At 71.6% G+C, this 22869-nt stretch carries 27 protein-coding genes, 1 pseudogene and 1 riboswitch; of the genes and pseudogenes, 18 read left to right on the plus strand and 10 right to left on the minus strand.

From position 1 onward, the window contains the following. Positions 1-5 precede the first annotated feature (5 nt). The 3 genes and pseudogenes from AB0C12_RS36670 to AB0C12_RS36680 all read left to right on the plus strand — a co-directional run. Positions 6-329 carry a PadR family transcriptional regulator gene (locus tag AB0C12_RS36670; protein WP_360554945.1) on the plus strand — a complete coding sequence of 108 codons (324 nt, stop codon included), beginning with the start codon at positions 6-8 and terminating at the stop codon, positions 327-329. After that, a complete protein-coding gene (locus tag AB0C12_RS36675) occupies positions 326-1465 on the plus strand; it encodes a hypothetical protein (protein WP_360554946.1) in 1140 nt (379 codons plus the stop codon). The genes AB0C12_RS36670 and AB0C12_RS36675 overlap by 4 nt, the downstream gene beginning before the upstream one ends. Beyond that, a pseudogene (locus AB0C12_RS36680) lies at positions 1462-2517 on the plus strand (glycosyltransferase 87 family protein); the annotation flags it as partial. The gene AB0C12_RS36675 and the pseudogene AB0C12_RS36680, both read left to right, overlap by 4 nt. Positions 2518-2698: 181 nt before the next feature. On the opposite strand, the gene AB0C12_RS36685 reads toward AB0C12_RS36680, so the two are convergent. After that, entirely contained in the window at positions 2699-3919 is a 1221-nt protein-coding gene (locus AB0C12_RS36685) for an FAD-dependent monooxygenase (RefSeq protein ID WP_360554948.1), read from the minus strand. Between the two features lie 80 nt (positions 3920-3999). On the opposite strand from AB0C12_RS36685, the gene AB0C12_RS36690 reads away from it, so the two are divergent. Further along, the gene (locus AB0C12_RS36690) at positions 4000-4461 is read left to right on the plus strand and encodes a MarR family winged helix-turn-helix transcriptional regulator (RefSeq protein WP_360554950.1); all 462 of its coding nucleotides are present in this window, start codon (positions 4000-4002) and stop codon (positions 4459-4461) included. A gap of 12 nt (positions 4462-4473) precedes the next feature. Here AB0C12_RS36690 and AB0C12_RS36695 read toward each other — a convergent pair whose 3' ends face one another. After that, on the minus strand, positions 4474-4713 hold the full coding sequence (locus tag AB0C12_RS36695; RefSeq protein WP_360554952.1) for a hypothetical protein: 240 nt from the start codon (positions 4711-4713) through the stop codon (positions 4474-4476). A gap of 141 nt (positions 4714-4854) precedes the next feature. On the opposite strand from AB0C12_RS36695, the gene AB0C12_RS36700 reads away from it, so the two are divergent. After that, positions 4855-5772, plus strand: a complete 918-nt coding sequence (locus AB0C12_RS36700) for an aminoglycoside phosphotransferase family protein (RefSeq protein WP_360554954.1) — start codon at positions 4855-4857, stop codon at positions 5770-5772. Between the two features lie 153 nt (positions 5773-5925). Beyond that, the gene (serA, locus tag AB0C12_RS36705) at positions 5926-7152 is read left to right on the plus strand and encodes a phosphoglycerate dehydrogenase (protein ID WP_360554956.1); all 1227 of its coding nucleotides are present in this window, start codon (positions 5926-5928) and stop codon (positions 7150-7152) included. A 19-nt stretch (positions 7153-7171) separates the two neighbouring features. Here serA and AB0C12_RS36710 read toward each other — a convergent pair whose 3' ends face one another. Next, positions 7172-8404, minus strand: coding sequence for a hypothetical protein (locus tag AB0C12_RS36710; RefSeq protein ID WP_360554957.1), 1233 nt, complete (start codon positions 8402-8404; stop codon positions 7172-7174). A gap of 284 nt (positions 8405-8688) precedes the next feature. Further along, on the minus strand, positions 8689-9348 hold the full coding sequence (locus tag AB0C12_RS36715) for a response regulator transcription factor (protein WP_360554959.1): 660 nt from the start codon (positions 9346-9348) through the stop codon (positions 8689-8691). A gap of 210 nt (positions 9349-9558) precedes the next feature. On the opposite strand from AB0C12_RS36715, the gene AB0C12_RS36720 reads away from it, so the two are divergent. The 5 genes from AB0C12_RS36720 to AB0C12_RS36740 all read left to right on the plus strand — a co-directional run bounded on the left by AB0C12_RS36720 (position 9559) and on the right by AB0C12_RS36740 (position 13784). Beyond that, the gene (locus AB0C12_RS36720; protein ID WP_360554960.1) at positions 9559-10443 is read left to right on the plus strand and encodes a BTAD domain-containing putative transcriptional regulator; all 885 of its coding nucleotides are present in this window, start codon (positions 9559-9561) and stop codon (positions 10441-10443) included. A gap of 65 nt (positions 10444-10508) precedes the next feature. Further along, entirely contained in the window at positions 10509-11135 is a 627-nt protein-coding gene (locus tag AB0C12_RS36725; RefSeq protein ID WP_360554961.1) for a 50S ribosomal protein L11 methyltransferase, read from the plus strand. Between the two features lie 70 nt (positions 11136-11205). Further along, entirely contained in the window at positions 11206-11691 is a 486-nt protein-coding gene (locus tag AB0C12_RS36730; RefSeq protein WP_360554962.1) for a MarR family transcriptional regulator, read from the plus strand. Beyond that, entirely contained in the window at positions 11688-13427 is a 1740-nt protein-coding gene (locus tag AB0C12_RS36735) for an MDR family MFS transporter (RefSeq protein ID WP_360554963.1), read from the plus strand. The genes AB0C12_RS36730 and AB0C12_RS36735 overlap by 4 nt, the downstream gene beginning before the upstream one ends. Before the next feature lie 54 nt (positions 13428-13481). Beyond that, on the plus strand, positions 13482-13784 hold the full coding sequence (locus AB0C12_RS36740; RefSeq protein ID WP_360554965.1) for an antibiotic biosynthesis monooxygenase: 303 nt from the start codon (positions 13482-13484) through the stop codon (positions 13782-13784). Positions 13785-13790: 6 nt separating this feature from the next. Here AB0C12_RS36740 and AB0C12_RS36745 read toward each other — a convergent pair whose 3' ends face one another. Together AB0C12_RS36745 and AB0C12_RS36750 are read right to left on the minus strand one after the other, a co-directional pair. After that, complete coding sequence (locus tag AB0C12_RS36745; RefSeq protein WP_360554966.1) at positions 13791-14849, minus strand: GAF and ANTAR domain-containing protein; 1059 nt, start codon at positions 14847-14849, stop codon at positions 13791-13793. 5 nt (positions 14850-14854) lie between these two features. Then, positions 14855-15061, minus strand: coding sequence for a hypothetical protein (locus tag AB0C12_RS36750; protein ID WP_360554968.1), 207 nt, complete (start codon positions 15059-15061; stop codon positions 14855-14857). A gap of 336 nt (positions 15062-15397) precedes the next feature. Here AB0C12_RS36750 and AB0C12_RS36755 point away from each other — a divergent pair, with 336 nt between their 5' ends. Together AB0C12_RS36755 and AB0C12_RS36760 are read left to right on the plus strand one after the other, a co-directional pair. Continuing rightward, positions 15398-15595 (plus strand): hypothetical protein, encoded by a 198-nt coding sequence (locus AB0C12_RS36755; protein ID WP_360554969.1) that lies wholly within the window; start codon positions 15398-15400, stop codon positions 15593-15595. A gap of 46 nt (positions 15596-15641) precedes the next feature. Further along, positions 15642-15824 (plus strand): hypothetical protein, encoded by a 183-nt coding sequence (locus tag AB0C12_RS36760; protein ID WP_360554971.1) that lies wholly within the window; start codon positions 15642-15644, stop codon positions 15822-15824. Between the two features lie 65 nt (positions 15825-15889). On the opposite strand, the gene AB0C12_RS36765 is transcribed toward AB0C12_RS36760, so the two are convergent. Next, positions 15890-16456: a DUF1360 domain-containing protein gene (locus AB0C12_RS36765; protein ID WP_360555397.1), complete on the minus strand. Its 567-nt coding sequence runs from the start codon at positions 16454-16456 to the stop codon at positions 15890-15892. 19 nt (positions 16457-16475) lie between these two features. Next, the gene (locus tag AB0C12_RS36770; protein WP_360554973.1) at positions 16476-16733 is read right to left on the minus strand and encodes a DUF6158 family protein; all 258 of its coding nucleotides are present in this window, start codon (positions 16731-16733) and stop codon (positions 16476-16478) included. Positions 16734-16822: 89 nt separating this feature from the next. Between AB0C12_RS36770 and AB0C12_RS36775 the strand changes: the two genes are divergently transcribed. The 3 genes from AB0C12_RS36775 to AB0C12_RS36785 all read left to right on the plus strand — a co-directional run bounded on the left by AB0C12_RS36775 (position 16823) and on the right by AB0C12_RS36785 (position 18928). Beyond that, on the plus strand, positions 16823-17269 hold the full coding sequence (locus AB0C12_RS36775) for a hypothetical protein (protein WP_360554975.1): 447 nt from the start codon (positions 16823-16825) through the stop codon (positions 17267-17269). A gap of 13 nt (positions 17270-17282) precedes the next feature. Beyond that, on the plus strand, positions 17283-17609 hold the full coding sequence (locus tag AB0C12_RS36780; RefSeq protein ID WP_360554977.1) for a DUF3817 domain-containing protein: 327 nt from the start codon (positions 17283-17285) through the stop codon (positions 17607-17609). A gap of 210 nt (positions 17610-17819) precedes the next feature. Continuing rightward, a riboswitch (cyclic di-AMP (ydaO/yuaA leader) is annotated at positions 17820-17954 on the plus strand. Between the two features lie 47 nt (positions 17955-18001). Further along, positions 18002-18928 carry an NlpC/P60 family protein gene (locus AB0C12_RS36785; protein WP_360554979.1) on the plus strand — a complete coding sequence of 309 codons (927 nt, stop codon included), beginning with the start codon at positions 18002-18004 and terminating at the stop codon, positions 18926-18928. A gap of 84 nt (positions 18929-19012) precedes the next feature. Here AB0C12_RS36785 and AB0C12_RS36790 read toward each other — a convergent pair whose 3' ends face one another. Next, positions 19013-20014 (minus strand): sigma-70 family RNA polymerase sigma factor, encoded by a 1002-nt coding sequence (locus AB0C12_RS36790; protein ID WP_041840672.1) that lies wholly within the window; start codon positions 20012-20014, stop codon positions 19013-19015. A gap of 549 nt (positions 20015-20563) precedes the next feature. Between AB0C12_RS36790 and AB0C12_RS36795 the strand changes: the two genes are divergently transcribed. After that, on the plus strand, positions 20564-21244 hold the full coding sequence (locus AB0C12_RS36795) for an SDR family NAD(P)-dependent oxidoreductase (protein WP_360554981.1): 681 nt from the start codon (positions 20564-20566) through the stop codon (positions 21242-21244). A 57-nt stretch (positions 21245-21301) separates the two neighbouring features. On the opposite strand, the gene AB0C12_RS36800 is transcribed toward AB0C12_RS36795, so the two are convergent. Then, a complete protein-coding gene (locus AB0C12_RS36800) occupies positions 21302-22072 on the minus strand; it encodes a thymidylate kinase (protein WP_360555399.1) in 771 nt (256 codons plus the stop codon). Positions 22073-22283: 211 nt separating this feature from the next. Between AB0C12_RS36800 and AB0C12_RS36805 the strand changes: the two genes are divergently transcribed. Next, positions 22284-22868: a nucleotidyltransferase gene (locus AB0C12_RS36805; RefSeq protein WP_360554982.1), complete on the plus strand. Its 585-nt coding sequence runs from the start codon at positions 22284-22286 to the stop codon at positions 22866-22868. Position 22869: the final 1 nt, after the last annotated feature.

Here is a 22869-nt window from a genome sequence, read left to right on the forward strand (position 1 = left end):
CCTACATGCCTCCGCGGATGACCATGCCGGTGCTCAAGGTGGTGGCGGCGCTGCTCGCCGATCCCGTCGCCGAGCGTTACGGCCTGCAGCTCATGCAGGCCACCGGGCTGCCCAGCGGCACCCTCTACCCGGTCCTGGTCCGCCTCGAGCGGGCCGGTTGGGTCGAGTCGCGCTGGGAGCAGAGTGATCCGGCCGCCGAGGGCCGGCCCGCCCGGCGCTACTACCGGCTCACCGCGGACGGCGCCGTCGAGGCCCGGCGTGAAGTCGCCGTCATGCAGCAGCAGATGGCCCAGGTGGCCGTCCCGGGCACCAAGGCGCAGCCGGCATGAGCGTGGCCGACCGCCTGGCGCGACGCCTGGTCGACTCCGCAGCCCGGCGCTGGCCCGCGGACCTGCGCGATGACCTGACCCGGGACTGGCACGCCGAGCTGGACGCGTCGCGGTCTTCCTGGCACGCCTTGACCTTCGCCGGCAGCCTGGCCGTCTCCCCCGCCGTCGAGGAGGCCGACGAGGAACCGGTGACCTGGGCGCAGCGCGGGGCCGGCTGGGCCCGCACGCTGTCGGTGCCGGCCGCACTGACCCTGCTGGCGGGGGCGCTGGTCAACGCCGCTCATCTGGCGCAGGGGCGGTTCGGCGTGCTCGCCGGGGCTGTAGCGCTGACGGCCGCCGCGGCTGTGATGGTGGCGGTCGGTGGCCGCACGACCGTGGGCCGGGTGGTGCTGCTGGGTGCGGCCGGTTACGCCTTCCTCCTGGCCGGCAACCAGGTGGCGGTCATGCCGTTCATGGGCTGGATCGACATCGGCCCGGCGGTGCTGGCGTGGACCGTCCTGACCGCTGCGACCGTACGGGTGAGCACCAGCTTGCGAGTCACCGGCCGCACCACCCTCGCCGGAGTGGCGGCAGTCGCCGGCGCCGTGCTCGCTCTCGACGTCGCCGCAGCCGCCGGTTCCCTGCATGCCGCCGCGGTCCTCGGGGTGAACGCCGCCTCGGCCCCGTCCTGGTTCCCGCTCGCCCTGCTGCCCGGCGGGATCGCCGACTTCGGGGCCTACTTCGCGGACGGCACGGCCACGTTCGGCCACCTCCAGCAGACCGGACCGGCGTTCCATGCTTCCGCCGTCCTGCTCGGCAACGCCTCGGCGATGATCGGCCCGCTCACCATGTGCTCGGTCGCGGTCGTCGCGGGCCTGGTGCGCCGCGGTTCGCCCAGGATTCCCGACGCGATGCGGTCCCCGGACGCTGCCGGCAAGGTGGCCCTCGGCGTGGTGGCCGGGCTGGGCGGGCTGGCGATCGGCGAGGTGCTGCGCCGATCGGGCGGCGCGACTGAGCTGACGCTGCACCAGCTCGTCGACAACTCGGCGGTGTTCGGCTTCGGCTTCCTCGCCCACCCGGCGGGCCGGCTGGCCGTCGCGCTGCTGATCGGTCTGCTGGTGGCGCACCTCGGCGCTCCGGTGCGCCGGGCGACATGAGCGCGCGGGCCGCGGTCCTCGCCCGCCTGGCGGCCGAGCCCGGCCGGGCCCGGCACGGTCTCGACCTGGTGCGCGAGGCGGGCGTGGCGAGTGGATCGCTCTACCCCTTACTCGTACGCCTCCAGCGCGCCGGCCTGATCGAGGCGCACTGGTCGGCCGGCCGCCACGCGTACCGTCTCACCGGCCCGCTCCCACCGGCCCCCACCGAACGACGCAGCGCGCGCCCCGCCCTGCTCTGGCTGCCCGCCGCCCTGGCGGCGCTGGTCACCGCCTGGGCCGTGCTCGCCCGCCCGGCCGACGTCCGCCTCTCGGACCTGGGCGTCTACACCGGCGCGGTGCATGGCCTGTCCCACGGCGCGAGCCTGTACGACTTCATCAGCGCCGGCAACGCCCCCTTCACCTATCCCCCGTTCGCCGGCCTGGTCTTCCTGCCCCTGGCCGGCGTCCCCACCCTGCCGTTGCAGCTGGCCTGGACCCTGGCCACGATCGTCACCGTCGCCGGCCTGGCACTGCTGCTGAGCCGGCGGGCCCCCGCCTACGCCCTGGTCCTGGTGTTGTCGGCGCCGGTCTCCTCCGATCTGAAGTACGGCCAGGTCAGCCTCTTCCTCGCCGCCCTGATCGCGGTCGACCTGCTGGCCCTGCGGCACAGCCGGTGGCAGGGCCTGCTCATCGGGCTGGCCGCCGCGATCAAGCTCACCCCGCTGATCTTCATCCCGCTGCTCTGGTTCGCCGGTCGCCGCCGCGCGGCCGTGCTGGCATCGGCGACCTTCGCGGCGTGCGGGGCGCTGGCCGCGGTCGCGCTGCCCGGCGACTCGTGGCGGTTCTGGACGACCGAGATCTCGCACGTCAGCCGCCTGGGCTACATCACCTCGGTCGGCAACCAGTCGCTGAACGGGGCACTGCTGCGCGTCGAGCTGTCGGCTCCGGTGCGCTCGGCCGTCGTGCTGGTGGCCGGTGGCGTGATCGCCGCACTGGCGTTGCACCGGGCCACCCGGCAGGCCCGTGACGGTGACTGGTTCTCCGCGCTGGTGCTGACCGGCGCGGCGAGCGTGGTGCTCTCCCCGGTTTCCTGGACCCATCACCAGATCTGGCTGGTCCTGGCCGCGCTGCTGCCCGTACGCGGCCCGGCCTGGGCCCGGCGCGCCTGGCCGGCCCTGGTGCTCGTGGTGATGCTTCTGCCGGTGCCGGCCCTGGGCCCGCCACTGTGGAGCAACTCGCGACTGTTGCTGGCGATCACGATCGCGGCGCTGCTGCCACTGTCCCGGCCGGCGTGGCCCAGTCGACGGTGTACCTGTGCAGCCAGCCGAACATCTTCTCCTGGTCGTAGAACGAGCGCATGGCCAGCGGGAAGAGCAGGTCCCGCACGATCCGGCCGACCGGACCGGGCGCCTTGTCGTTGTTCACCCGGGCCGTCCGGGCGGCCACCCGCTCCACCCGGGCCCGACGCGACCCTTCGTAGCTGGTGAAGGCCTGCTCGACGGGCAGGTCCCGCAGGGCCCGGGCCAGCTCCACGGCACTCTCGATGGACAGCGACGCGCCCTGCCCCGAGCTGGGGGTCATCGCATGCGCCGCGTCGCCGACCAGGGCCACCCGGCCGCGGTGCCACACCGGCACGGGCGGCATGTCCTGCAGCCCGCCGACGATGACCAGCTCGCCGGGGTCGACCCGGTCGAGCAGACCCAGCGCCGGCAGGGTGTCGGCGGCGAACAGCTCGTGCAGCCGCCGCAGCCACTCGGCCGCCGGGATCTCGGTGGCCTGCGCGGCGGTGAGCATCCGGGCCGAGGGCACGTTGGCGAACCAGCCGGCCTCGCCGTCGTCGCCGATCCGGTAGCCGAAGAACGCCTTGCGCCCGAAGGCCAGGTGCATCGCTCCTCCCGTGCTCGGCAGGCCGTGGCCGCGGCTCCAGCCGCCGAGCCCGACCAGGCCGGAGTAGCGCGGTTGCGGCGCTGCCGGGTCGAGCAGGCCCCGCACCGTCGAGCGGATACCGTCCGCGCCGAGCAGCACGTCGGCCTCGGCGATGCTGCCGTCGGTGAAGGTCGCGGTCACCCGGTCGCCGTGGTCCACATAGGCGGTGAGCCGCTTGCCGTACTCGACGGGGACACCGGCGGCGGCGGTCGCGTCCGTCAACGCCCGGTAGAGCCGGGCCCGGGTGAACGTGTGGCTGATGGGCAGGCCGGGCAGGTCCTCGAACTGGCCGAGGCGCTTGCCGCGACCGGTTTCCATGACCATGCGCGGGGTCGGCACCCCGGCCGCCGCCACCTCGTCGGCGATGCCCACGGCGGCCAGGGCCGCCATGCCGTTGGGCGCGAGCATCAGCTCACCGCCGATGCCGTCGGCCTGCCGGTCGTACGCCTCGTACACGGTCGCGGTGATGCCGGCCCGCCGCAGCGCGATCCCCGTGATCGGCCCCGCGATGCCGCCGCCGATCACCAGTGCGGTCTGCGCCTTCGCCATGTCCGTCCTCCCCCGTGAGAAAATCCCTCGTACCGCCGATTATCTCGTTCATCCGAGATACTAGCGAATGCGAGATACTTGTGTCCACGAGTGAATCCGGCCCGGCCCCGTCCCGGACGGCGCGGGAGGAGAGCATCGTCGAGTCGACCCGCCGGATGATCGCCGCGGCGGTGCTCTACAGCCACCAGGTGTCGGAGCAGCTCAAACTCGGACCGAGTGACGCCCAGTTCATGACGCTGCTGGAGGTGCACGGCCCGCTGACCCCGGGCCGGCTGGCCGAGCTGACCGGGCTGCGGACCGGCACGGTCACCGGAGTGCTGGACCGGCTGGAGGGCGCGGGCTTCGTCCGTCGCGACCGCGACCCGCACGACCGGCGCAAGGTGATCGTGTCGCTGGACCAGGAGCAGATCGCCGCCCGCGTGCATCCGCACTACACCGGGCAGGCCGAGCACATGGTCACGCTGCTGGGCCGCTACGACGACCGGGAACTGGCGGTGATCGCCGACTTCATGACCGCCGTGGCCGGCGAACCCAGGCCCTGACCGGCCGGCCGGTCACTGCGTGCAGTGCGGATCCGGCTCGAAGGCGTCCGTCCGGCCGCGGGCCAGGCGAGCGGCCTGCCGGTCGACCAGCCCGTGCGCGCGCCGCCGGGCGGCCGACCGGCGAGCTGCTGCCTGCTCGGCCCGCTGGCGCAGAGCCAGCTCCGATCGCTCGCGCAGCCGGGCCCGCCACCGCAGGGCTTCGTCCTCGGTCATCCGCGCCGCGCTGACAGCGGCGGCGGTCGCTGCGTTCATGTCCTGTCCCCTCGCCGGGCCTGACGGACATCGTTCCGGGACGGTGTGACATTTCCGCCGGGGCGCGGGGGCAGTTGTGCGATCGAGTACGCCGGTGCCCGTTCCCGGGCTGCGACCATCCGCCGGAAGGAGGTCGATCAGATGATCCAGAGGTACGGGGTGCGGATCGGCTGGGCGGATCTGCCCGAGCGGATCAGGGAGAAGGTCGAGGCCGTCATCGGCGGGCCGGTGGTGCACGCGGCCTCGCAGTCCGGCGGGTTCTCACCCGGGACGGCGGACCGGGTGCTCACCGCGGACGGCCGGCGGGCGTTCGTCAAGGCCGTCAGCACCGCGCTGAGCACCCGCTCGATCGAGCTGGCCCGCGCCGAGGCACACGTCACCGCCCGGATGCCCATGGAGGCGCCGGTGCCCCGGCTGCTCGCGGCTCTCGACGACGGCGAGTGGGTGGTGCTGGTCCACGAGGACGTCGAGGGCCGGCATCCGCGTACCCCGTGGGTCGAGGACGAGATCCACGCGGCCGTGCGGGCGCTGCGGGAGCTGGCCGACGCTCTCACGCCGTCGCCGGTGACCGGCGTGCCGACCGCGGCGGAGCACCTGGCCGATTGCTTCGGGGGCTGGGCCCGGATCGCCGCCGATCCGCTGCCCGATCTGGACCCCTGGGTGGCCGCGCACCTCGACGGCCTGCGGGCCGCCGCGGACCGCGGCCTGGCCGCGGTCGCGACCGGTGCCACCCTCGCGCACTGCGACGTGCGGGCCGACAATCTTCTGGTACGCCCGGACGGCTCGATCCTCGTCGTGGACTGGCCGTACGGGTGCGTCGGACCGGCCTGGCTGGACACCGTCCTGCTGGCGATGAACGTTCTCGTGCACGGCGGCCCGGGCGACCGGCTGCTGACCGGCATCGACCCGCGGACGGCGGCCGACGTCATCGCGGGCTTCACCGGCGACTTCCTGGACCGCTCCCGGCACCCCTCACCCGGCATCCCGCACGTCCGGGAGTTCCAGCGCGCCCACGCCGACGCCATGCTGCCCTGGCTGCGACAGCGCGTCTCCGGCTGACCCGCACGGTGTGCCCGCGCGGGTGACCGCCAGATGGGAGCTGCGGCACACCATCGCGGGGCGGGCAATCCGGGGCATTAGGCTGGTACGCCTGACCTGGGCTTCGGCGTGGCGGCCCGGATGGTCCCCCTTCCACGTGCACCAGAATCCGACATGGAACGGAAAGTGATGATCGACCAACCCAAGGTGCGAGTCCTGCTGCTCGAGAGCATCCACCCGGACGCGGTGTCCCGGCTCGAGGCAGAGGGTTACCAGGTCGAGTCCGTCGCCGGCGCCCTCGACGAGGTCGAGCTGGTCGAGCGCATCCAGGGTGTGCAGCTGCTCGGTATCCGGTCCAAGACGCGGGTGACCGCGAAGGTCCTGGAGGCCGCGGACAGCCTCGTCGCGATCGGCGCGTTCTGCATCGGCACCGACCAGATCGACCTGGCCGGCGCCTCCCAGGCCGGCATCGCCGTCTTCAACGCGCCGTTCTCCAACACCCGCTCGGTGGTCGAGCTGGCCCTCGCCGAGATCATCGCGATGACCCGCCGGCTCACCGAGAAGAACAACCTCATGCACCAGGGCATCTGGGACAAGGCGGCCAACGGCAGCCACGAGGTCCGGGGCCGCCGCCTCGGCATCATCGGGTACGGCAACATCGGCACCCAGCTCTCCGTGCTCGCGGAGAACCTGGGCATGCACGTGTCCTTCTACGACACCGCCGACAAGCTGGCCCTGGGCAACGCTCAGCGCTGCGCCAGCCTCGACGAGCTGCTGGAGAGCTCGGACGTGGTGACGCTGCACGTCGACGGGCGGCCGGGCAACGCGGGCTTCTTCGGCGCCGAGCAGTTCGGCCGGATGCGCCCCGGGGCGATCTTCCTCAACCTGTCGCGCGGCATCGTGGTCGACCATGTGGCCCTGCGCGACGCGCTGACCAGCGGGCACCTCGCCGGCGCGGCCGTGGACGTCTTCCCGAAGGAGCCGAAGGGCCGCGGTGACGAGTTCGTCTCGGAGCTGCGCGGCCTGCCGAACGTCATCCTCACCCCGCACATCGGCGGGTCCACCGAGGAGGCCCAGTCGGACATCGGCGACTTCGTGGCCAACAAGCTCGTGCACTTCGTGCAGGAGGGCAACACCACGCTGAGCGTGAACCTGCCCAGCGTCGCCCTGCCGGCCAGCACCGACATGAGCCGCATCATCCACGTGCACCTGAACATGCCGGGCGTGCTGGCCCAGGTCAACAGCATCCTGGCCGAGCACCACGTGAACGTCGAGGGCCAGCTGCTGAGCACCCGCGGCGAGTACGGCTACCTGATCACCGACATCAGCGGCAGCTACAGCGCCGACGTCCTGGACCGGCTGCGCGGTATGAGCCAGACGGTGCGGCTGCGGGTTCTCTGATTCGCCCAGCCCGGGCGCGCTACTTCGCCGTCTCGACGGAGAGCAGCGTGACCCGGGCTTCCGCGGTCACGTCGTAGCGGTCGTTGGTGGTCCAGCCCTTGGGCGTCAGCGTCGATCCCGGCTTGACGTCGCGCAGCGTGCGCTTGCCCGCCGCCACCGTCTTCGCCCCGCCCTGCATCTGCACCCGCACCGGGAAGCCGGCCGGGCTGTTCAGCGACAGCTCGTCGACAGCGCCGGTGACCTTCAGCGCGACCGTGCCGGCCGGCTTGGGCAGGGCGATCTCGGTGACCCGGGAGCCGGCGACCAGGTCGATGCCGTCGACCTGCCCACCGGCGAAGTCGATGCGCTGCTCGTCGGTGGCGCCGGCGAAGCGCAGGTTCCACACCACCTTCGTGGTGAGCACGACCTCGACGGCCCCGGTGGTGCCGTCGCCGTCGGGGACCATGCTGAGCTGCACGCGGTCCTGGGCCACCACCGGCTTCGGGACGAGGCCGGCGTCCTCGGCGGTGGCGATCCGGAAGAGGTCGTCGCCGAGGTCCTGGCTGCGTACGGTGATCTTGGTGACGGCGGTGGACAGCTCGAAGGACGCGGCCGTGCGGCCGTCGATCGGCGCGGTCGCGGTCCGGTCGCCGGACTTGCCGGCGCCCAGCTCCAGCACCGAGGTGAGGCTCTTGTCGGAGCCGGAGAAGTAGCTGACGCCGGCGACGGTGCCGCCGAGCAGCACCGCGAGGCCCAGCACGAAGCCGGCGACCAGCACACCACGGCCGCGGGGGGCCGGCTCGGCCAGCAGCTGCGGCTCGGCGGCCTGGTGCGGGTGGCGGGCGGCGCGGTGCGGGCGGATCTCACGGCCGGGACCGCCGATGAAGTCGCCGATGCCCTCGTCGTGCTCGACCGGCGGGGCCGAGCGCGCCGACCGGGTCTGGACCGGCGCGTGCTCCCCGGTCATGGAACGGACCGGGTACGGCGGGGGGCCCGCCGGCGGCGGCAGGAACGGCGCGCCGGAGACGGGTGCGGGACGGCCCTGGTGATTGCCGATGGTGGCGTGCCCGCCGGTGTGGTTGCCGATGGTGGCGTGGCTGCCGGTGTGGTTGCCGCTGATCGGGCCGGCGGTGAAGCCGAAGGAGGCGCGGCCGGGACCGGTCGGCGGGGCCGGGCCGTACTCGGGCTCCGGCGGGTCCGCGGCGGGTACGCCCGCGGCCGAGGAAGCGGTACGGGGTGACCCGAAGGCACTCCAGCTCGGGGAGTCGGCCATGTCTTCCTCATCAGCATCGTTACGGAACGAGTTCACAGCGGGTGGTCGCCGGTAGGGCGCCGGTTCGGATTCGGTCCGGCGGTAGAGCGATTCGTTGTCACGGTTGGCCCAGTCGGCACCCGACGTCGACGCGAGTTCCGCCAGCGCGACGGACACATCGGACGAATCGGCGATCGAACGTTCCACGCGATGTCCTCCAACTCGCGCCGGCGCCGACAATCTTCGACAGGCGCTCCGGCGAGAAGTACGGATCCCGCGGCTTAACGGATGAGTAGGAGCGAGAATTACTCTCCGTTAGAACGGTCGGGGCTGAGCAGCCCACGCCGGGTGGCCACCGCGACGGCCTCGAGCTGGCTGTGCGCGCCGAGCTTGCCCAGCACAGCTTTCACATAGCCCCGGCACGTGTGCACGCTGATGCCGAGCCGCCGGGCGATGGCCCGCGGGTCGAGCCCGGAGCCCATCAGCACCAGCACCTCGTGCTCGCGGGCGGTCAGCCCACCGGCGCGCGGACCGACCACCGGGGTGGTGCTGCGCAGCAGCCGGGCCAGGATGTCGGTCGACACCGTCATGCCGCCGCCGTGCGCGGTGTGGACGGCGTTGAGCACGTCGCCGAGGGGCCCGTTCTTCGACAGGAAACCCGAGGCACCGGCCGCCGTGGCCCGGCCCACCAGGGCGGACTCGTTGTTCGCGGTCAGCACGACAAAACGGGTGTCGGGCTGGCGATGCCGCAGCAGCTCGGCGATCGCGATGCCGTCGGCGTCCGGAAGGTCCGGATCCATCAACACCACGTTCGGCCGCAACTCCTGCACGAGCCGGATTGCCTGCTCGCCGGTCCGCGCATGCCCCACGTAGCGCAGGTCCGGTTGCCCGGCCAACGCCACACCGAGCAACTCGGCGAACGTCTGATGCCCGTCCACCACGAGCACCGTGATCGCCTCGCCCATTCATGCCTCCTGATCCGCCAGCGCTGGAAGTCTATGTGTCCCGCGCCGGAAGCCAAGGCGTACCAACAGTCGGACAGCACCTGCGAGCCACGTCGATCGCTCGGTACGCGCGCCGACGGGATGAGTCCGAGCGGCCGCCATAACTCGTATCTTCGGTGGAGCCCACCCCTCGCTTTCGGGGTGTCGAACGAGGCGGCGGACGCTTGTCGCGTGACCGTCGCCCGTACAGGGTCTTACGCCATGTACGACATCCAGCTCTTCGGCCGGCTCGAGGTCCGCACCCGGGGCGTACGCCTGACCGGTCGTGACTTCGGCGGCGTCAAGCCCCGCCACATCCTCGCACTGCTCGCCCTGCGTGGCGACCTGCACAAGGCGGAGCTGGCCGAACTGCTCTGGGGCGGCCGGCCTCCGGCCAACCATCAGGCCACGGTGGAGAGTTATGTGTCCCTTTTGCGCCATCGACTCGACCCGGACGGGCAGACGCGTGACTCCGTGATCACCACGCGCAACGGCGGCTACGCCCTGGTCGCCGATCAGGTCCGGGTCGACGTGGCGCGCTTCGACGAGTTGGTCGCCGCCGCCTCGGGCCGTACGGCCGGCCGGGCCCTGCGCCCGCTGACCGCCGCCGCCCACGTGGCCGCCCGCCCGCTGCTGGAGGACGTCGAGCAGCACGACTGGGCCGACCAGGCCCGCGAGCGGTACCGGGCCCGGCTGGTGACGACCCTGCTGGACGCCGGTGGTCACGCCCTCACAGCCGGTGACCCGCGGGAGGCGTTGGCCCTGGCCGACCGGGCGGTGGGACTGGATCCGGTCGCCGAGCGGGGCTGGGCGATCGCGATGGCCGCCCATCGGCTGGCCGGGGACCGGGTGGCGGCGCTGCGGGCGTACGACCGGTGCCGGCGTGAGCTGGCCGACGGGCTGGGCGTGGAGCCGTCGAACCAGACGCGGGCTCTGTTCCTGGAGCTGCTGCGCGAGGACGGCACGGGAACCCCGCTGGAGCTGGCCGTCACCGCGGTTCTGACCGCGGCCGGCGAGCAGCACGGGCCCGAGTCGGTGAGCGGGCTGCTGCGCCGGGCCGCCGAACTGGCCGCGTAGCCGGCGCGCTGTGACGCAACTCAAATAACGCGCGGACCGGGCGGCAACGGCGAAGAATCGCGGGCGTGGAAACGACGCTGCTGCCCGTACCGCTGGCTCCGGAGATCTCGCTGCACCTGGCCGACGGCCGGGTGGGGTTGTTCGACGGCACCGGCGGCGCGTTCAGCAGCGACGTGCCGCCACCGTTCTGGCTGTTCGTCTGGGCCGGTGGCCAGGCACTGGCCCGGCACGTCCTGGACCATCCCGAGATCGTGCGGGGCCGCTCGGTGCTCGACGTCGCGTCCGGCTCCGGCGTGGCGGCGATCGCCGCGGCGAGAGCCGGGGCGTCCCGGGTGACGGCCCTGGACGTCGATCCGCTCGCGGTGGCCGCCGCCGCCCGGAACGCCTCGGCGAACGACGTCGCCGTCGAGACCCGAGCGCTCGACATAGCCGATTCGGACGTGCCCGCGGACGTGATCCTGGCCGGCGACGTCTTCTACACCCGCACGGTCGCCGACCGGATGGCCACCCGGTTGCGCCGCGCCGGCCGCGAAGGCACCCGGGTCCTGGTTGGCGACCCCGGCCGGGGGTACTTCCCGGAACGGCTCTTCACCCGGGTGGCCGAGTACGTCGTGCCCGTCCCGGCCGCCCTGGAGGAGACGGAGTCACTGCTCACGGGCGTGTGGGAGATGCGCACCACAATCGCCGCCTGACGGGTGAACGGAAATGCTTTCACCAACCAACAAGTTGTACGCTGCACGCATCTTGATGGGAGGTGCAGTGGTGACCGAAGGTGAAGCCGAGGAGGCCGCCGGCCGGCTGGCCGAGCAACTTGTGCGATTCGCCCGGCTCGGTGCGCGCGCCAAGGGCATGCTCCACGTGGGGGACTTCGGTGCCGAGTTCTCCGCGCTCATGCTGCTGTTCCCGCTGCGGCACCTCGGCCCGATGCGCGTCACCGACCTCGCCGAGGTCAAGGGCGCGGATCCGTCCACGATCAGCCGGCAGGCGGCCCAGCTGGTCAAGGCCGGCCTCGCCCGCCGGGAGGCCGATCCGGCCGACGGCCGCGCCTCCCGCCTCGCCATCACGCAGGAGGGCCTGGCGGCCTGCCTGCAGCTGCACCAGGCACGCAACGACATGATCAGCAAGGCCCTCAGTGGCTGGCCGGTCGAGCGGGTGCGTGCGTTCGCCGAACTGTTCGAAGAATTCAACAGCTCCGTCGAGGCGCTCGTGCGCAGCGACCCAGCCGTACCAGCACGGGAGAACGCGTGAGTAACTCCAGCACCACCGCACCCGCGGGGACGGGACCCGTGGCGGGCGCTCCGGGCGCCGGGCGACCGTCGGCGGAATTCACCCACCGGCAGATCCTGACCATCCTCGCCGGCCTGATGATGGGCATGTTCCTGGCCGCCCTGGACCAGACGATCATGGCCACCGCGACCCGCACCATCGCCGACGACCTGCGCGGCTTCGATCTGCAGGCGTGGGCCACCACAGCCTTCCTGATCACCTCGACGATCTCGACGCCGCTGTACGGCAAGCTCTCCGACATCTACGGCCGCCGCGGCTTCTTCCTGTTCGCGATCGCCGTCTTCGTGATCGGCTCGGTGCTCTGCGGCATGGCGCAGAGCATGTACGAGCTGGCCGCGTTCCGGGCGATCCAGGGCATCGGCGCCGGTGGCCTGATGTCGATGGCCCTGGCGATCATCGGCGACATCGTGCCGCCCCGCGAGCGCGCCAAGTACCAGGGCTTCTTCCTCGCCGTGTTCGGCACCGCGAGTGTCATCGGCCCGCTGCTCGGCGGCTTCTTCGCCGGTCAGGACACCATCCTGGGGATCACCGGCTGGCGCTGGATCTTCTACCTCAACGTGCCGATCGGCATCGCCGCGATGGTCGTCGTGGCGCGCGTGCTGCACCTGCCGCACACGCGTACCGACCACCGGATCGACTGGCCGGGCGCGGTCGCGCTCATCGTCGGCCTGGTGCCGCTGCTGACCGTGGCCGAACAGGGCCGCAGCTGGGGCTGGGACTCGCCGCGGGCGCTGGGCTGCTACGCGGTCGGGCTCATCGGCATCGCCGGCTTCATCCTGGCCGAGCGCGCCTACAAGGACGAGGCGCTGCTGCCGTTGCGGCTGTTCCGCAACAAGACCGTGGCGGTCGGCTCCATCTCCAGCACGATCATCGGTATGGCCATGTTCGGCGGCCTGCTGACCGTGCCGCTGTACCTGCAGATCGTCAAGGGCTCCTCGGCGACCGAGGCCGGGCTGCAGATGATCCCGTTCGTGATCGGCATCATGGCCGGCTCGATCACCGCCGGCCAGCTGATCGCCCGCACCGGCCGCTACCGGATCTTCCCGATCATCGGCAGCACGCTGATGCTCGTCGCGCTCGGGCTGTTCTCCCTCATCGGCGCCGACACCCCGCTCTGGAAGACCATGCTGATCATGGTGGTCATGGGCCTCGGCCTGGGCGGCAACATGCAGCCGATGATCACCGCCGTGCAGAACGCGGTCTCCCCGCGGGAGATCGGCGTGGCCACCAGCTCGGTGACCTTCTTCCGGTCGATGGGCGGCACGCTGGGCACGGCGATCTTCCTGTCGGTGCTGTTCAACGTCGTCGGCGGCAAGATCAGTTCGGCGTACCAGTCGGCTCAGGGCACGCCGGAGTTCCAGCAGGCGGTTGCGGCCGACCCGAGCCAGCTGCAGACGCTGCAGCAGGCCCAGAGCGGCGACGCGCTGAACGACACCTCGTTCCTCGGCCGGCTCTCCGACGTGGTGTCGCACCCGTTCAAGGTCGGCTTCTCCGACGGCATCCACGTGGTGTTCCTGCTGGCGGCGGCCGTGATGATCCTCGGCCTGATCGTGGTCCTGTTCCTGCCGGAGATCCCGCTGTCCCAGCGCTCGGCGCAGCAGCAGCGCGCCGACGACGCGCTGGCCGCGCAGCACAGCAACGGCGTGCCCGGCGAGGTCGGGGCGGGACCCGAGGTGGAGACCAAGAGCTCCCGCTGACCGCGGACGACACCGGAGGGTACGGGCGCAGCCGGCGCTCGTACCCTTCTTCGTATGGCAGTTGTGAAGATCAACGCGATCGAGGTCCCCGAGGGCGCCGGCCCCGAGCTGGAGCAGCGCTTCGCCGCCCGGCAGGGCGCGGTGGAGAACGCCCCGGGCTTCCTGGGGTTCGAGTTGCTGCGCCCGGTCGGCGGGGAGACCCGCTACTTCGTCTACACCCGCTGGGAGACCGAGGAGGACTTCCAGGCGTGGTCGGCCGGTTCGGGCCGGGCGGCCCACGCCGGTGAGCGCAGCCGCCCGGTGGCCTCGGGCGCGAGCCTGCTGGAATTCGAGGTCGTCCAGCGCGTCGAGAAGTAGGCCGGCTCAGGCCTCGGCGTTGCGGGCGGCCGCCGCGATCAGCCGTTCCGCCACGGCCCGGCGGTCCAGGCCGAGACGCTGGGCGGTCTCCCGCAGCACCGTGTAGGCCTCCTGCACGCCGCAGCCCCGCTGGGCGATGATTACCCCGGCGGCCCGGTCGACCGTCGCGCCCTCGCGCAGCCCCTCGCGCCGGCCCAGCTCACCGAGCAGCAGTTCGGCCTGGTTCACGATGGCCATCGCGGTCAGCAGCAGCTCGGGGTCGAGGCCGCCCGGGGTGGCGACGAACAGGCTCAGTGCCCCCACCGAGGAGCGCTGCACGTCCAGCGGGATCGCCACGACGCTGTGCACACCTTCCGCGCGGGCGCATTCGGCCAGCCGCGGCCAGCGGGGGTCGGACTGCAGGTCGGGGGCAGTCACCAGAGCGCGGGTCCGGGCCGCTTCCAGGCCCGGGCCGTCACCGCCGGCGTACTCGAGGTCGTCCAGCGCCTTGGCCGCCGTCCCGAAGGCGGCGACAACCGGCGGGCCGCCCTCCCCGATCAGGGCCACCGAGCAGCGCACGGTGCCGGTGATGGCCCCCGCGGCGAAGGCAGCGAGGCGGTCGAGCGCCTGCGGCACGTCGTCGGCACCGAGCAGTCGGGCGGTGAGCTCGTGCAACAGCCCGGCCAGCTCCACCGGGTGCGGCCCGGACGGCAGCTCGGCGTACTCCACCGGGCGCGGCCCGGACGGCCGCCCGGTAACACCGGACGCCGGCCGGCCGGCCGGCGGGAGCAGGTCAAGCCGGACTTCCGGGACGGTAATGGCGGTCACCGGGGACTGCTCTCCCCCGGCACCCGCCATGAGGGGGCCCGCAGCAGCGGAGGTGAGCGCGGCGGGGGTGGCGTCCGGTGCCGCCAGGATGGTCTGCACGGTCGGCGGCGGCCGGCGGCGACCGGCGCCGCGGACCTGATCGGGGCTCGCGGCCATGCCGGAGCCGGGCACTCGACGCGAGACGTTGCGCCCGGAGCTTCGTTGCGGGGCTGCCATCCGGCCGATGGTGCCATGCGGATCGGTGAACACGAAAGTCATGTCCACTACCGGGTGCCGTCCCCCGGCGTGATCGTCTGTTCCGACGATCGGTGCTCCAGGAACGAGCTCGGCGCCGCCTCCAGGTCGGCCTCGCGCTCGTCCGACTCGGCGAGAATGGCCTCGGCCTGCGCCCGGGGGTCGGTGCTGCCACCCGCGCTGCGTTCCTCCGGCAGCAGGTCGGCGGCTCGCTGCTCTGTCCGGTCGTCTGTCATGGCGGCGGGATACCCCCACCGCGGGGAACCGAACCTGCATGATGATCGATGTCCGCCGGTGCCGTGGCGACGGGCGAAGGTCCCACCTCGCAAAAGCGCCGCTCCCGGCGGACCGGGAGCGGCGCGATCGCAGATGTCGGTGTGCAGGTCGCCTCTCGGCGAAAGGCTCAACGCGGCTCCAGCCGAACGGTAATCCGCGAAGGCAAAGGGTGAGGCCCGGGGACACTGATCACACCGACATCTGATCCAACCGTCGGCCGGGCCCGCCGATTCCGGTAGCTGTTGTGACTCAGGCCACACCGTTTGACGACCTGCCCCCCGGGTAGACGAAGCAGCGTGAGTGACTTGAAGGTGCTGGACGACTACCTCGACGAGGCTTTCACCGGGCAGGAACGGCTCAGCAGCGCCGACCTGCAGCGCGGGGCCATCGCCGCCGACCTGCCCGCCACCGCGTTGACCCGCATCGACGCCCTGCCCGAGGGCGAGTACGCCCAGGACGAGGCGGCCGAGGCGCTGCGGGCGCTGGACACCTGATCCCCGTCGAAGTCCCGACGACCTCGATGCCCGACCAAGGAGCGAGATGACCCAGCAGAACGAACGCCTGCCGGCCTTCGGTGACGAGGAGGCCGTACCGGACGGCGACAGCGACTTCGCCGGCGAACACTCCGACACCGCGGTGGACCGGGAGGTCATCAAGGGCGAGAAGGGCGAGGAGGAAAGCTCGCGCGGCTGGTCCGGCCTGGAGCGTGAGGGCCCGCCCTGACCGCGTCACCCCAGCACAGCGGTAAGCCCCCCGGCCGAGCGGCCGGGGGCTTTTCCGTACCGGGGTCAGGCCGCCTGGGCCAGCGCCGGCCGGTCGTCCTCGTCGCTCTGCTGGTCACCCTCCGCAGCCTCCTTGGCCAGGGAGTACGCCATCTGCAGGAAGTCGGAGGCGGCCGTGGCGGTGAAGACCGTGGCCGCCAGCCGGGTCAGCCGGGGCGCGAAGACCAGGCCACTGGTCAGCCCGGTGGCCACCCACACGGCCAGGCAGAACGGGCAGCTGACCAGCTCACCGACGGAGTGGCGCAGGGAGCTGCCCTGGTCGCGTACCTCTTCGTTGATCTCGCCGCTGCCGCCCGGCTCCGCATAGCGGGTGAACGGCGCGCGCAGCGGGCTGGTGATCGCGTCCTTGGCGATCAACCGGCTCAGCTTGTGCGTCGCGATGGAGATCAGCACGATGTCGGCGGTGGCCGGCCGGTCCGGTACGGGCTTCGCGGTCAGCTTGGCGGCGGCGGCCAGACTGCCGGCGAGCAGTCCGAACGCCCCCATCGTGGCGACGTAGCCGTCCAGCGGCCGGTGCTCGTGGGGTGCGTAGTCCCGTCGCAGCCGGTTCAGCCGGCCGCGTACCGAGGAGATCATGAAGTCCGGGGTCCTCTCAGAAGTCCTGGGTGAGCCGGTCCGGATCGACCTCACGGCCGGGGTACCGGGACAGGTACGCGTTCTCCAGCTCCTCGGTCCGCCGCAGGTGGTTGGCCAGGGCCGCGTCGGGCCCGTGCCGCAACGTCTGCAGCCGGGTGCGGTGCAGGCTGGCCAGCTCACGGAACAGATCGTCGTCGGCCAGCCCCGCGGGGTCGATGCCGTTCTCGGAGACGACGGTCTCGTCGCCGGCGGAGTCGAGCCGGGCGTCGGTCATGACGGCGCTCCCTTCCTCGGTCGCAGAAGTACTTGCTGCAACGGTTGCCCGTGCGCCCTGCCGCCAAACCCGCCGGTACGCTGAGGGACATGAAAGGGCTGTGGACCCCCGCGTGGATCGCGCGCCACATCCTGGCGCTCGTGCTCGTGGCCGGCTTCCTGGCCCTGGGCTGGTGGCAGTTCAGCCGGGCCACCGGCGGCAATTCGCTCAGCTGGGGCTACACCTTCGAGTGGCCGGTGTTCGCCCTCTTCGTGGTGTTCATCTGGTTCCGCGAGGTCCAGCAGGAGCGCCGCGCCGCCCGCGCCGCCGAGCAGGACGGCCCCGCGGAGGCTGAGCCACAACCGGAGCAGCCGCCCGTGCCACGCCAGGATGCCCCGGTGACCGTGCGCCGCCCGGTCCGCGTGCCGGTGGCGCAGGTGGCGCCGGCCGACGACGATCCCGAGCTGGCCGCTTACAACGACTACCTCAGCTGGCTGGCCGCCCACCCCGGAGCCCGGCCGAGCGACTACCCCGGCCGTCGCGCCAGCGCCGGCTGAAAGGACGTGCACTGTGCAGGGAGCCCTCACCCGCTACCGGATCATCGCCTGGATCGTCGGCGTGGTCCTGATCGCGCTCGTGCTGGTCGGCATGCCGCTGAAGTACCTGGGTGACAACGACACCGTGGTGGCCGCGATCGGCCCGATCCACGGCTTCCTGTACATGGTCTACCTGGTCGCCGCCTTCGACCTGAGCCGCCGGGCGCACTGGCCGCTGGGCCGGATGCTGCTGGTGATGCTGGCCGGCACCATCCCGTTCTTCTCCTTCTGGGCCGAACGGGTCGTCTCCCACAAGTGGGTCCCGGCCGCACGCACTTCCCCGCCGGCCATGGCAGAGTAGGAAAAGTAACGCTGCGGAACGGATTTGTTGCCCGCCGTTATCGGGATCATTCTCTTATTTGTGATCATTGGCGCAAGTCACTCTACGGGCTCTTGTGTTAATGCCGCGCGCCGATAAGTTAATGCGGTTGGTCCGGTCCGCAGCCACACCCTCGGTGGCGCCGGCCAACGCCGCCGAATCCTCGCCGGCGGAAACGGGCGACCAGATCCCCCACGGTCACCGCCTCCGCCACGACGAACCGGGGAACCAACCGAAGCAGCACCGGGGTGAATCCGCGCGAGCGGTAGGGGCCTTCTTCCCGCCCCGAACCCGTCAGCTAACCCGGTAGGCGGCCCGAGCGGAAGAAAGGCCACAAACCGTTGCCACACGCCCGCACGAGGCTCCGTGCGCTGGTGGTTGCCGCCCTGGCGATCGCGATCACCGGCACCACCGCGACCGCCGCACACGCGGAACCGTCGACGAGTGAGCTGACGAAGAAGATCGACAAGGCGTCCGATCAGCTCGAGGACGTCATCGAGTCGTACAACAAGATGAACATCAGCCTCAAGAAGACCAAGGACGAGGAAAAGAAGCTGGCCGCGTCGCTGGGCCCGGCCAAGGCCGCGCTGGAGGCCGCCGGCTCGCAGATGGACGCCATCGCGGCGTCGGCGTACAAGACCGGCAACATCGGCACCATGAACGTCGTGCTCGAGGGCGCGGACAACCTCATGGACCGGATGAGCATCCTCGAGCAGATCTCCCGCAGCCGTGGCCGCGACATCGCGGAGTACCGCGCGACGACGGAGAACTTCGCCGAGCGCCAGGCCGCCCTCAAGGCGACCCAGAAGAAGCAGGAAGCTGAGGCCAAGGCCCTCAACGCGCGCAAGAAGAAGATCGAGGGCGACCTCAAGAAGCTGTACGCGATGCGCACCGCCGCCTACGGCTCGCCCACCGAGAAGTCCAGCAAGTACACCGGCAACATCCCGTCCATCGCGGGCTCCGCCGGTAAGGCTGTCACCTTCGCCTACAACGCGATCGGCGTCATGTACGACTACGGCGCTGACGGGCCGGACGGTTACGACTGCTCGGGCCTGACCTCCGCCGCCTGGCGGGCCGCCGGCAAGTCGCTGCCGCACAACGCCGCCGCTCAGTACAGCGCCACGACACGGATCTCGCGGTCCCAGCTCAAGCCGGGCGACCTGGTCTTCTACCGCAGCAACGGACACGTCGGCATCTATGTCGGCGGTGGCCAGATCATCGACGCCTCCCGCGCGGGCCAGCCCGTCAAGAAGCGCACGATCGACATCATGACCCCGAACGGCTACGGCCGGGTCACCTGAGCCGGGTCACCCGAGTAGCAGGCACGAGAAAAGGCCGGTGTCCCCGCAGGGGTCACCGGCCTTTCGCCGTACTGGTGGTCTGCCTTACGCGGCCTGCAGGCCCTCGGCCCGGGCCAGCTCACGCAGCCGGCCGAGCGCCTGGATCTCCAGCTGGCGGATGCGCTCCCGGGAGAGCGAAAACCGCGACGCCACCTCGGTCAGCGAGTGCTCGCGACCGTCCTCGAGGCCGTACCGGGCGCGCATGATGCCCGCCGACCGGTCGTCGAGGTGGTTCAGCAGTCCCTCGATGCGCTGACGCTCCAGCGCGGTCAGGACGATCTCCTCAGGCGACGGCGCGTCGCTGTCGGCGACCAGATCGCCGAGGTTGGTGTCGCCGTCGTCGCCCACCGGGGTGTCCAGGGACACGGTGTCCTGGGCCCAGCGGGTCAGCTCGGTGACGCGCTCCACCGTCACGCCCAGCGCCGCGGCGACCTGCGCGGGCTCCGGGTCGGCGCCGAGCTCGCGGACGAGCTGGCGGGTGACGTTGCGCATCCGGTTGACGTCCTCGACCAGGTGCACGGGCAGGCGCACGGTGCGCTCCTGCTGGGCGATGGCCCGGCTGATGGCCTGGCGGACCCACCACGTCGCGTAGGTCGAGAACTTGTAGCCACGCTCGTAGTCGAACTTCTCGACGGCGCGCACGAGGCCGGTGTTGCCCTCCTGGATGAGGTCGAGCATCGGCATGCCCGAGCGCACGTAACGGCGGGCGATCGACACGACCAGTCGCAGGTTGGCGCGAATGAAGAGATCCTTCGCCCGCTTGCCCTCGGTGACCAGCCGCTCCAGCTCCTCCCGGCTCACGCCGCGACGGACCTCGCCGGTGTCGAGCAGGTGCTCGGCGTAGAGGCCGGCCTCGATTGCCTTGGAGAGGTCGACCTCCCTGGCAGCATCCAGCAGCGGCGTCCGGGAGATTTCGTGCAGGTAGACTCCGACGAGGTCGCGCTCCTCGGCGACCTGGTCGGTCCGCATCACGGTGTTCTTCTCCACGTTGCCCACGGTCCCCTCATTGCCTTCACTAACCCTGTTACGGGCAATACCTGCGTCCATCAGCCCTCCCCGTAACGTCCGCAGTTCATGCATTGCGGTGCTGACACATACCTGAACAGTTGGCGCCCTGCGCTGATTCCGGCTGGTGAGTCGAAAGTGTCACGAGTGTCTGAGCATCAGCTGAGAGCCGCGTGCATACTTACTGAAGAGGGCTCTCGCAGAGGTATTCGGAGCAGCACCCGCCGGTGGATGCGTGATGAGACGCATACCCTGTGCCCGCTTCATGACACCATCGGCCCCTCTTCGTCACAGCGACGGGCATCACGGATTCCGCTGCGATGCTCATCACTACCCAGTACGGGCTGGTAGCCGATTGGGTTCACGTCCAGCATCGACAGGTTGCCGTCCGGCTTGACCCAAACGCCACGGCAAAAGCTCCCGTTGCCGACCGCGAACGGGACCACCTGCCACGATGCGGCACGACAAGCCGCAGTTCACTCGCCCGTACGGGTGACCCTCCCGGGAATGACGGCCGTTCGGCGGGCCGCCCCGGCCGTTCCACCGAGTCCCGGCAGCAGTGACGCGAAACACACCGTTACGGTTCTCGGTATGGAGCGCAGTGTGCTGGTTACGGGTGGAGCGGGCGGGCTCGGCGGGGCCGTCCTCGAGGTGCTGCGCGATCAGGGCTGGCGCGTCGTCGCCCCGGTCCGGGTGGGCACCGAGCGGCTGCCCGAGGGTGTGTTCTCGGTCACGGCTGAGCTGACCGACCCCGGCGCCGTCGCCGACGCGGTGGCCGTCGCGGCGGCCGAGCCCGGTGCGCCCCTGCGCGCGGTGGTGAACCTGGCCGGTGGATATGCCGGCGGCGGACCGGTGCACGAGACGCCGATCGAGGACTTCGAGGCGATCCTGCGGTCCAACCTGCGCCCTACGTACCTGGTGACTGCGGCCGCGCTGCCCCACCTTGTGGCGGCCGGCGGCGGTTCGGTGGTGTGCGTCTCGTCGCGCGCGGCGGTCGCCCCGTTCGCCGGAGCGGCCGGGTACGCGACCGCCAAGGCCGCGGTGCTCGCCTTCGCGAACGCAGTCGCCGTCGAATACAAGAAGAGCGGCGTGCGCTGCAACACCGTGCTGCCCAGCGTCATCGACACGCCGGCCAACCGGGCCGCCCAGCCGGCCGCCGACTTCTCCCGCTGGGTCACCCCGGCCGAGATCGCACAGGTGATCGGCTTTCTGGCCGGGGACGGCTCGGCACCGACCAGCGGCGCCGCCATCCCCGTCTACGGCCGGGCCTAGGGCTTGTCCTGACGGTCTCATGGCGGCGCAGGCCCTCATCACCGGCAGGACAGGCCCTTAAAAACCCTCCGCCAGCTGGTAGGTCAGGACCGAGGCGGCCGCGGCCAGGGTCGCCACGGTCACCAGCAGCGCCCGGGCATGAGTCACCAGCATCGTCGCCGGTCCCCGCGAGCCGGCCGGCACGCGTGGCATCGGGACCACTGCCGGCACCGGCGCGGGCATCCACGCCCGCAGGTGCTCCAGCAGGGCCTCCTGCACCTGCTCCGGCGGGCCGTTCGCGTCGATCACCACGAAGGTGGGGTGCTCGGGCAGGGACTCGTACGCGGCCGTGGCCGCCCGCAGGTAGTCCATCTCCTCGTGGTCGTAGCCACGCCGCTCGATCCGCTCGTACGCGACGGCGGGGTCCACGGCCAGCAGGAACGTCACGTCCGGGGCGGGGAACACCCGGTAGGCCAGGCGGGCGCGGCGCTCGGCCCGGTTCAGCCGCTCGGGGCGGGGAGTCTTGGCGTGCGCGCGGATGCTCGCGTACTGGCAGACCGCGTACCTGTCCATGATCGCGACTTCGCCGGTGACCGTGCGGCGCAGCAGCGTGCGCAGGATCGCGAGCCAGCGCAGCACCGACTCGATGAACAGCATCGCCTTGCGGCCGAGCAGGTGCTCGCCGTCGCGCCGGCCCAACGCCGTGGCCAGCCGGCCGAACCAGCGACGCCCGCCGGCGTTGCGCCGGTACGTCGCCGGCAGGCCCCGGGCGGCCAGGGCGGTCGCCAGCTGGTGGGCCTGGGTGGTCTTGCCGGAACCGTCGATGCCGACCAGCGCCACCGTGCGCAGCGGGCGGACGGCGGTGACCGAGTGGTGCTGGACCGGGTGCTGATCGTCGAAAGCGGGGCGGGCGGAACCGAGGTCAGGGACCATACCCACCAACGGTACCCGGGCCAGTCACGCTCGGTTCCGGCCCGAGCCGGGCTGCTGGTGTGAAGGCAACCGGCTCCGGGTAGACCGGAAGTGCCAAACGCACATCAATCGACGCAGGGAGACCGCCATGCCGCACCGGGTGGACGAGGGCCTGGTCAACACGCTCAAACGGGTTGCCTCCGTGCTCAAACAGGCGGAAGTCCCGTTCGCGCTCGGCGGCAGCTTCGCGGTCTACGCCCACGGCGGGCATTCCAGCGATCACGACGTCGACTTCCTGATCCGCGAGCAGGACAAGACCCGGGCGCTCGAGGAGCTGTCCGCGGTCGGCTTCGAGGTGGAGCAACCGCCCGAGGACTGGCTGGTCAAGGTCTTCGACGAGGGCCGGATGGTGGACCTCATCTACCGCCCGGTCGAGTCGCCGGTGACCGACGCCACGCTGCGGGACACCGTGATGCGCCCGGTCGAGGCGATCAACATGCCCGTGCTGTCGGCGACCCAGCTGATGGTGCACAAGCTGCTGAGCTACACCCAGCACTACTGCGACTTCGCCACCGGCCTGCCGGTCGCCCGGTCCCTGCGCGAGCAGATCGACTGGGACAGGGTCCGCGAGGAGACCGCGAAATCGCCGTACGCGGAGGCGTTCCTGGTCCTGCTCGACCGCCTGGACGTGGTCGCGCAGCCGGGGGAAGCACGTCTGACAGTGGGGGGTTGAG

This window comes from Actinoplanes sp. NPDC048967 (assembly GCF_040649415.1).
GTDB lineage: Bacteria > Actinomycetota > Actinomycetes > Mycobacteriales > Micromonosporaceae > Actinoplanes.